Source organism: Paenibacillus plantiphilus (assembly GCF_927798095.1).
GTDB classification, from domain to species: domain Bacteria; phylum Bacillota; class Bacilli; order Paenibacillales; family Paenibacillaceae; genus Paenibacillus_Z; species Paenibacillus_Z plantiphilus.
The window spans coordinates 232,909-241,339 of the sequence record NZ_CAKMMF010000008.1; the positions used below are offsets into that span (position 1 = coordinate 232,909).

At 52.7% G+C, this 8,431-nt stretch carries 8 protein-coding genes and 1 other annotated feature; of the genes, 7 read left to right on the top strand and 1 reads right to left on the bottom strand.

Annotated elements, in window-relative coordinates:
- Window positions 1-29: 29 nt before the first annotated feature.
- From L6H65_RS09510 to leuS, 6 genes are all read left to right on the top strand, one after another.
- Window positions 30-623, top strand: a complete 594-nt coding sequence (locus L6H65_RS09510) for a nicotinate-nucleotide adenylyltransferase (protein ID WP_236340696.1) — start codon at window positions 30-32, stop codon at window positions 621-623.
- Complete coding sequence (yqeK, locus tag L6H65_RS09515) at window positions 607-1,185, top strand: bis(5'-nucleosyl)-tetraphosphatase (symmetrical) YqeK (protein WP_236340586.1); 579 nt, start codon at window positions 607-609, stop codon at window positions 1,183-1,185. Before L6H65_RS09510 ends, yqeK begins: the two co-directional genes overlap by 17 nt.
- The gene (gene rsfS, locus L6H65_RS09520) at window positions 1,182-1,529 is read left to right on the top strand and encodes a ribosome silencing factor (RefSeq protein ID WP_236340596.1); all 348 of its coding nucleotides are present in this window, start codon (window positions 1,182-1,184) and stop codon (window positions 1,527-1,529) included. Before yqeK ends, rsfS begins: the two co-directional genes overlap by 4 nt.
- Window positions 1,526-2,464 carry a CvfB family protein gene (locus L6H65_RS09525; RefSeq protein WP_236340605.1) on the top strand — a complete coding sequence of 313 codons (939 nt, stop codon included), beginning with the start codon at window positions 1,526-1,528 and terminating at the stop codon, window positions 2,462-2,464. The genes rsfS and L6H65_RS09525 overlap by 4 nt, the downstream gene beginning before the upstream one ends.
- 864 nt (window positions 2,465-3,328) lie before the next feature.
- On the top strand, window positions 3,329-4,102 hold the full coding sequence (locus L6H65_RS09530; protein WP_236340607.1) for a class I SAM-dependent DNA methyltransferase: 774 nt from the start codon (window positions 3,329-3,331) through the stop codon (window positions 4,100-4,102).
- 104 nt (window positions 4,103-4,206) lie between these two features.
- Window positions 4,207-4,462, top strand: a binding site (T-box leader).
- Between the two features lie 96 nt (window positions 4,463-4,558).
- Entirely contained in the window at window positions 4,559-7,000 is a 2,442-nt protein-coding gene (gene leuS / locus L6H65_RS09535) for a leucine--tRNA ligase (RefSeq protein ID WP_236340615.1), read from the top strand.
- 48 nt (window positions 7,001-7,048) lie between these two features.
- Here leuS and comER read toward each other — a convergent pair whose 3' ends face one another.
- Entirely contained in the window at window positions 7,049-7,888 is an 840-nt protein-coding gene (gene comER, locus L6H65_RS09540; protein ID WP_236340624.1) for a late competence protein ComER, read from the bottom strand.
- Between the two features lie 233 nt (window positions 7,889-8,121).
- Between comER and L6H65_RS09545 the strand changes: the two genes are divergently transcribed.
- The coding region (locus L6H65_RS09545) for a hypothetical protein (protein WP_236340632.1) at window positions 8,122-8,431 on the top strand (310 nt) is incomplete at its 3' end.

Below are 8,431 nucleotides of genomic sequence, written 5' to 3' on the forward strand. Positions count from 1 at the left end.
GCAAGTTCTGCGGAAGGAGCGATTATATGATTAAAGTAGGAATTATGGGAGGGACCTTCGATCCGATTCATTACGGTCATTTGCTGGCTGCCGAGCGTGCTCGCGAGTCATGCGGCCTTGATGAGATTTGGTTTATTCCCTCTTTTCAACCGCCGTTAAAAGAGAATGATCCGAATGCGGATGTCAACGCAAGACTTGAAATGGTGTATCGAGCGATTGATTTCCAACCGCATTTCCGCGCGATGGATATTGAGCTGGAGCGGGGCGGAACAAGCTATTCCATCGATACGGTGCAGGCGCTTCAGGAGCTGTATCCGGGGCGTGCGTTCAGTTATATTATCGGCTCGGATCGGGTTAACGATTTGCCGCAATGGCATCGTATTCAAGAACTGGCCGAAATCGTCTCGTTCATTGGCGTGGAGCGTCCAGGGGAATCGATAGATGTTTCCTTGCTGCCCTCGTATATTGTGGACCGGCTGACGGTAGTTGGAATGCCGCTTGTTGACATTTCGTCGACAGAAATCCGGCAGCGGCAGGCGGACAAGCGTTCCATCCGATTCATGGTACCGGAAAAGGTCTATTCATTCATAAGAAGGAATTCTCTCTATGAAAAGCCGGAATGAGATGATTGAAGCTGTTCGTGCGGAGATGCCGGAGCGCCGATGGACGCATACAGTAGGTGTTATGGAGACGGCGGTCGTGCTGGCAGAACGGTTTGGTGCTGATCCGGTTAAGGCGGAGCTCGCATCTATTCTGCATGATGTGGCGAAGTATTGGCAGACATCCCGCATGGAGACGATTATCCGTGAGGAAGGGCTGCCAGCAGAGCTGCTGCAATACGATAAGGAGCTGTGGCATGCGCCGGTTGGCGCCTTTGTTGCTGAAGGCGACTATGGTGTTGGGGATCTCGAAGTGCTTGATGCGATTCGCTATCATACCTCTGGTCGAGAGGGCATGACACTGATGGACAAAGTCGTATGTCTTGCTGATTATATGGAACCTGGTCGTGATTTTCCAGCTGTGCATAAAATTCGGGAATTAGCCGAGCATAGTTTGGAGGCGGCCTTGATTGCCGGATTCGATTCAACGATATCGCATTTGCTGGAGCAAGGCCGGAGAGTCTACCCATTGACGGTAATGGCTCGCAATGATTTGATCCTATATGTAAGGGAGTCTGGGCGATGACAATACAGGCGAATGAATTGATGCAGCTCGTTGTAGCTGCTGCGGAAGAGAAAAAGGCGCATCAGATTGTGGCGCTTAACCTGCAAGGGATATCGCTCGTTACAGATTATTTTGTCATCTGTCATGGTAATTCAGATACACAGGTTCAGGCGATCACGACGGAAATTCGCAAGCAAGCGGAAACCAGCGGCGCGCAAGTAAAGGGTATTGAAGGCATGGATTCGGGCAGATGGGTGCTGATCGATATCGGTGATGTTGTCGTTCATGTCTTTCACCGTGAAGAGCGGGAATACTACAATATCGAGCGGCTGTGGTCCGACGCGAAAGTTGTGGAGTTCGCATGAGTCTCGTTGCTGGAACATACGTGAATGTGAGGGTGGCACGCGAAGTGTCGCCCTATGGCTATTTCTTGAACGATGGAGAATCAGACGTTCTGCTGCATTATACAGAAATTGTAGGCGAGCGTCCTCAGCCTGGCGATGATATCGAGGTTTTTCTGTTCTACGACACAGAGGACCGCATTGCGGCAACGATGAAGAAGCCGCTGATCACGCTAGGCGAGGTGGCGCGTCTCGCTGTTGCTGATGTGCATCCGCGCATCGGCGCTTTTCTGGAGATGGGACTCGGCCGCCAGCTGCTGCTGCCGATGTCGGAGCAGCCGGAGATGAAGGAACTGCGGCCGATCCCGGGCGACGAGGTGTTCGTCAAGCTGACGCATGATAAGATCGGACGGTTGGTCGCGAAGATTGCGTTCGAAGAGGATCTTGCGGAGCTTGCGTTTCGGGCTCCTGAGTCATGGCGCAACACATGGGTAGACGGATGGGTTACAAAGCCGCTCAAGATGGGCTCCTTCGTGCTGATCGATGGCGGCGTAGTCGGCTTCGGCGCAATGGGGCTGATTCCTGCTGATGATCGGACCCGCCAGCTTCGGTTGGGCGAACGAGTCAGCGCCCGTGTTACCTATGTACGCGAGGACGGCAGGGTGAACCTGTCGATGACACTTCGCAAGGAGGCTGGCAGGGTCGAGGATTCGGACAAGCTTCTCGCCTTCTTGCGCGAGCGTCCGGGCGGAGCGATGCCATACTCGGATGAGACGCCAGCCGATATCATCAAGCAGAAGTTCGGCATTAGCAAATCTGCGTTCAAACGGGCAATCGGCAAGCTTATGCGCGAAGGGCTCGTAACGCAACAAGGCAGCTGGACCAAGTTGGTGGAAGCCGATGCTTCTGCTTCTGAAGCTTCCGAGACGAAAGCGGAATCGAGCGATAAGACAGAATAAGGGGTATACAGCCTGTGCGCAGTGTGGAATATGAGGCAGTCGGGGCAGATAAAGCGGAAAAACCCGCTTACAGCGCTGGACTAACTGGCTCTGATGGTCTGTAAGCGGATGAAATCTGCTTACAGCTCGTACGCAGTGTGGAATATGCGGCAGGCAGGGCAGATAAAGCGGAAAAACCCGCTTACAGCGCTGGACTAACTGGCTTTGATGGTCTGTAAGCGGATGAAATCTGCTTACAGCTCGTACGCAGTGTGGAATATGAGGCAGTCGGGGTAGATAAAGCGGAAAAACCCGTTTACAGCGCTGGACTAACTGGCTTTGATGGTCTGTAAGCGGATGAAATCTGCTTACAGCTCGTACACAGTGTGGAATATGAGGCAGTCGGGGCAGATAAAGCGGAAAAACCCGCTTACAGCGCTAGACTAACTGGCTCTGATGGTCTGTAAGCGGATGAAATCTGCTTACAGCTCGTACGCAGTGTGGAATATGCGTCAGTCGGGGCAGATAAAGCGAAAAAACCCGCTTACAGCGTTGGACTAACTGGCTCTGATGGTCTGTAAGCGGATGAAATCTGCTTACAGCTCGTACGCAGTGTGGAATATGAGGCAGTCGGGGCAGATAAAGCGGAAAAACCCGCTTACAGCGCTGAACTAACTGGCTTTGATGGTCTGTAAGCGGATGAAATCTGCTTACAGCTCGGGCCTGAGCATTGCCAAGCACATATCGCCCACCGTGAGCAGGGAGAATGCTTCTGGAGAGGCATCAGCGACCATAAGAACATTCCCCTGTGAAGCAGCCTCTATGTTCAATTCAATTGTTCAATTTTTATAGTTCAAACGTACATAAATTCAAGGAGGGGAAGGAATGCGAGCATACCGGCAGTTTGCTTCTGTCTATGATCGATTGATGGAAGATATGCCTTACTCGGATTGGATGCGGTTCGCGCGTGAATGCTGGGAGCGTTACGGCATTCCGCAGACGATTGTAGATTTGGGCTGCGGAACGGGCAGCATTTCGATTCCCCTGGCACGTTCTGGATTCCATGTATTTGCAATAGATCTGTCATCAGACATGCTGACGATCGCACGCAGCAAATGGGATGAATCACCTCAGCAGGCTATTCGTTCCAGCAAAGGGTCTATCCGTTGGCTGCAGCAGGATATGTGCGACTGGGAGCTTCCGGAAGAGGTTGACACAGTAATCTCCTTTTGTGATTGTGTGAACTATTTGACCGAAAAGGCCGATGTCGAGGCCGCCTTTAAGGCGACCTATAATGGCTTGAAGGCCGAAGGTGTCTTTCTGTTTGACGTGCATGCCCCGAAGCAGTTGGAAAGGTATGCGGAAGAGCAGCCGTTTGTGCTGGATGAACGGGATATCGCTTATATTTGGACGAGCGAGTTGGATCGCGAACGATTCGAAATCGAGCACCGGCTGACGATTTTTGCCCGTGAAGGCGAGGAGCGGGATGCGCGATTCAGCAAAATTGAGGAAGTGCATGTGCAGCGCGCTTATGATCCTGCCTGGATTCGCGGAGCGCTTACCAGAGCGGGCTTTAGCAGAATCGAGGCCTTCGCGGATTTCAAGCTGGAGGAGCCGAATGCTGATTCGGATCGATTGTTTTTCGCGGCCATTAAATAGTTTTTGTGAAGCAGGCAGAACAACACATAAACTCGGCAGGCTGCTTGACACGATTACGCTGCTTATTTATAATCGAACTAACTATTTTTATAGGATTTCATGCCAATTAGGCGTCGAAAAGGAGCAGTAGCTTCAGTAACGCTAGGACTCAGAGAGCCGATGAAAGGTGCAAGTCGGACCAGCGTGGAAGTGAACTCGCCTTGGAGCCGCGTGTCAAGCCGAAGAGTGGACAGTTCCTGTCGCATTACTTCGTGTGAAGCGCGCCGTCTCGCCCGCGTTAAGGGAAATGAGTGAGCAAGGGTAAAGCATACCCCTGCTAACTAGGGTGGTACCACGGGAATTAATCCTCTCGTCCCTAGCGTTTGCGCTAGGGATGGGAGGTTTTTTTATGCACATAGGGCGGTACAGTCTGGAACAGTTGGCCGGTCACGCGAGATGAATAGGGAGGCAATAATCATGACACAGGAACGCAAGGAACAGCAGGGCTACAATCCGTTAGTGATTGAACCCAAATGGCAAGCGTATTGGGATGAGAACAAAACCTTCAAGACAACCGAAGATGCAGAAAAACCGAAATTTTATGCGCTCGATATGTTTCCATATCCCTCTGGAGCAGGACTTCATGTCGGGCATCCTGAAGGCTACACGGCAACGGATATCGTAGCCCGCTATAAGCGGATGCGCGGATATAATGTCCTTCACCCTATGGGCTGGGATGCATTCGGATTGCCTGCGGAGCAGCATGCGATCAATACAGGGGAGCATCCGCGCGAGTTTACTGTGTTGAATATTAACAATTTCCGTCGCCAGATCAAGTCGCTCGGCTTTTCCTACGATTGGGATCGTGAAATCAGCACAACGGACGCTGACTACTATAAATGGACACAATGGATTTTTATCCAGCTGTACAATAAAGGGCTTGCCTATGTCGATGAGGTTGCAGTGAATTGGTGTCCGGCGCTTGGCACTGTTCTCGCGAATGAAGAGGTTATCAATGGCTTGAGCGAGCGCGGCAACCATCCGGTGGTACGCAAGCCGATGCGCCAATGGGTGCTCAAAATTACGGAGTACGCAGACCGCCTGCTGGAAGACCTTGAAGAGCTGGACTGGTCCGAGAGCATCAAGGATATGCAGCGCAATTGGATCGGCAAATCGAAGGGCGCGGAAGCAACGTTCGCAATCGACGGTCATGATCAATCGCTCGTTGTATTCACAACGCGGCCGGATACGCTGTTCGGGGCGACCTATTGTGTGCTGGCGCCGGAGCATGAGCTTGTCGCTCAAATTACGACAGCGGAGCAAAAGGGCGCAGTAGACGCTTATCAAGCGGCTGCCGCTCACAAATCGGATCTTGAGCGTACGGATTTGAATAAAGACAAGTCTGGTGTGTTTACGGGTGCATATGCGGTCAATCCAGTCAGCGGCGGCAAGGTTCCGATCTGGATCGCGGACTACGTGCTTGCTGGTTACGGAACGGGCGCAATTATGGCTGTGCCAGGCCATGATCAGCGCGACTGGGAATTTGCGCAGCAGTTCCAGCTGCCGATCGTTGAAGTGGTGCAAGGCGGCGATATTTCGAAGGAGGCGTACGCTGGCGACGGCCCGCATGTCAATTCAGATTTCCTGAATGGCCTGTCCAACGTTGAAGCGATTGCGGCTATGATTGCGCGGTTGGAGAAGGAAGGCACAGGCAAGGGTAAAATAACATACCGCCTGCGCGACTGGCTGTTCAGCCGTCAGCGTTATTGGGGCGAGCCGATTCCGATTCTTCATCTGGAGGATGGCACGATGAAGCCGGTTCCGGATGAGCAGCTTCCGCTGCTGCTGCCGGATGTTGAACAAATCAAACCATCGGGCACGGGCGAATCTCCGCTTGCGAATGTGGCGGATTGGGTGAATACGGTTGATCCCGAGACTGGCAAGCCTGCGCGTCGCGAGACGAATACGATGCCGCAATGGGCGGGCAGCTGCTGGTACTACCTGCGGTTTATCGATCCGCATAATGACAAGGAAATCTGCTCGAAGGAGAAGCAGGCGGAGTGGCTGCCGGTCGATCTGTATATCGGCGGCGCTGAGCATGCGGTTCTTCACCTTCTTTATGCAAGATTTTGGCACAAAGTGCTGTACGATCTCGGCGTAGTTGCGACGAAGGAGCCATTCCACAAGCTGGTCAATCAAGGGATGATTCTCGGAACAAACAATGAGAAAATGAGCAAATCGCGCGGCAATGTTATTAACCCGGACGATATTGTGAACGAGTTCGGCGCAGACACGCTGCGGATGTACGAGATGTTCATGGGGCCGCTCGAAGCGACCAAGCCATGGAATGAGAACGGTGTAGAAGGGATGCATCGCTTCCTTAGCCGTGTATGGAGACTGTTCATTGGAGACAATGGTGAGCTGAATGAGCGGATTGGCAGCGGCGAGGCATCTGAAGCGTTCAAGCGTACGTGGCATCGGACGATCAAGAAAATCACCGAGGATTATGAGAACCTGCGGTTCAACACAGCGATCAGCCAGCTGATGATTTTCGTCAATGAAGCTTACAAGTCGGAGACGCTGCCGCGCGAGGCGATGGAGCATTTTGTCCAATTGCTGTCCCCGCTTTCGCCGCATATTGCAGAGGAGCTCTGGACGAAGCTTGGACATACGGAATCAATCACCTATGTTCAGTGGCCTTCTTACGATGAGTCGTTGACAGTGGATCAAGAGGTTGAGATCGTCGTCCAGGTAAACGGCAAGATTCTCGACCGCATGCGGATTGCTGCCGATATGGAGCAGGCCCAGATGGAGGAAATTGCGAAGAATTCGGCTCAGGTTGCTGAGGCGCTGGCCGGCAAGACGATTCGCAAAGTTATTGCTGTCAAGGGCAAGCTGGTCAATATCGTAGCAAACTAGCAGTTTACAAAAAAAGAGGTGGATGGCCTCCAAGCGCAAAGCATGCGCTTAGGAGCCATTCACCTCTTTGCCGTATAAGGAGACGGCGACATGCTCCAAGTCCTCATTGTATTTGGCATGAGTGGCACGAATGACCGCATTGAATACGCCGTCCAGCTCGCGATCAAGCAGCGCAAGCGCTTTTGCCGTAATCCCGCCGGGGACGGCTACGCGCGATTGAAGCGTCTCCGGCGTCATACCGCCTTCTGTCAGCAGCTGGCCTGTTCCGCTCAGCATTGCGCTGGCGATGATGAGTGCTTCATCGCGGGGGATGCCGGTTTCTTCGACAGCGGCATCAATAAACTTTTGCAGGACGAAAGCCATGAAGGCAGGGCCGCAGCTGGATAAATCAGATACGATGCGGGTGTGCTGCTCTTCGATGGCAAGCGGGGTGCTGATGTGGGACAGCATGCTGTTAAGAAGATGTTTGTCAGCGTCCGTTATTCGTCTGCCGAACATGCAGAGCGTGGCGCCGCAAAATAAGTAGTTTGTAATGCTCGGAATGATCTTGGCTACTTTGCAGGGGAGCCAATCCTCCAGCTGAGAGAGCAGGACAGGGCTCGTAATAGAGACGATGATTTGATGGGGCTGAAGTGTGCCGCGCAGCTCCTCGATGACCTTCTTAAATTCAAGCGGTTTGATGCAGAGGAAGACGATGTCGCTTCCAAAGGCTGCTTCGCGGTTGGAAGCGGCTACGAGCAGACCGGGATGCCGCTCGGCAAGAATCTTGGCTTTGCTGATCGTTCGGTTGCTGGCTGTTATTTGAGACGGCTTGAGCGCGCCTGAGCCGATGAATGAATCAATCAGCAAGCTGCCCATACTTCCGATCCCGATAAATCCGACATTCATCTTGACCCCTCCAAGGCGCTTTTGAGTTAAGCGCAGTATATCCGTTGCAAGGACTTGATTGGTGCTGCGGAGATCACCTTTGGAGTGGATAAAGCTCCGAGCCTCTCCTTTGCCATTGCTGCTCTTACTACCGTATGCAGACTTGCTCGGCCAAGAGAACCGGAATTTAAGGCAAGTTGAAAATAATTTTCATAGAACGGCAATGCCAGCCAGTATGTAGATAGGAGGAACAGATGATGAAGCAAACCAATAGCTCGTTCTTACGAAAGGAGAAAGCAATTGTTGGAGGAATGCTCCTGCTGGGACTGATTTTGCTAACGGCGGCCCTGTGGCAGGCGAAGGAGGCGGAACCGTCTGGTTGGATCGAGATTAGTGGCCAAGTTGAACAAACGATTGCTCCGATAGAGCTGGAGAAATCGAAGAAGGAGATGGAGCAGGGGCAGGAGAAAGGGCAGGGACAGGGGAAAAGTCAAGGGCGAGGGCAAGGACAAGTGCAAGTGCAAGGGGAAGGGGAAGGACAGGGGCAAGGGCAAGGGCAGGGGC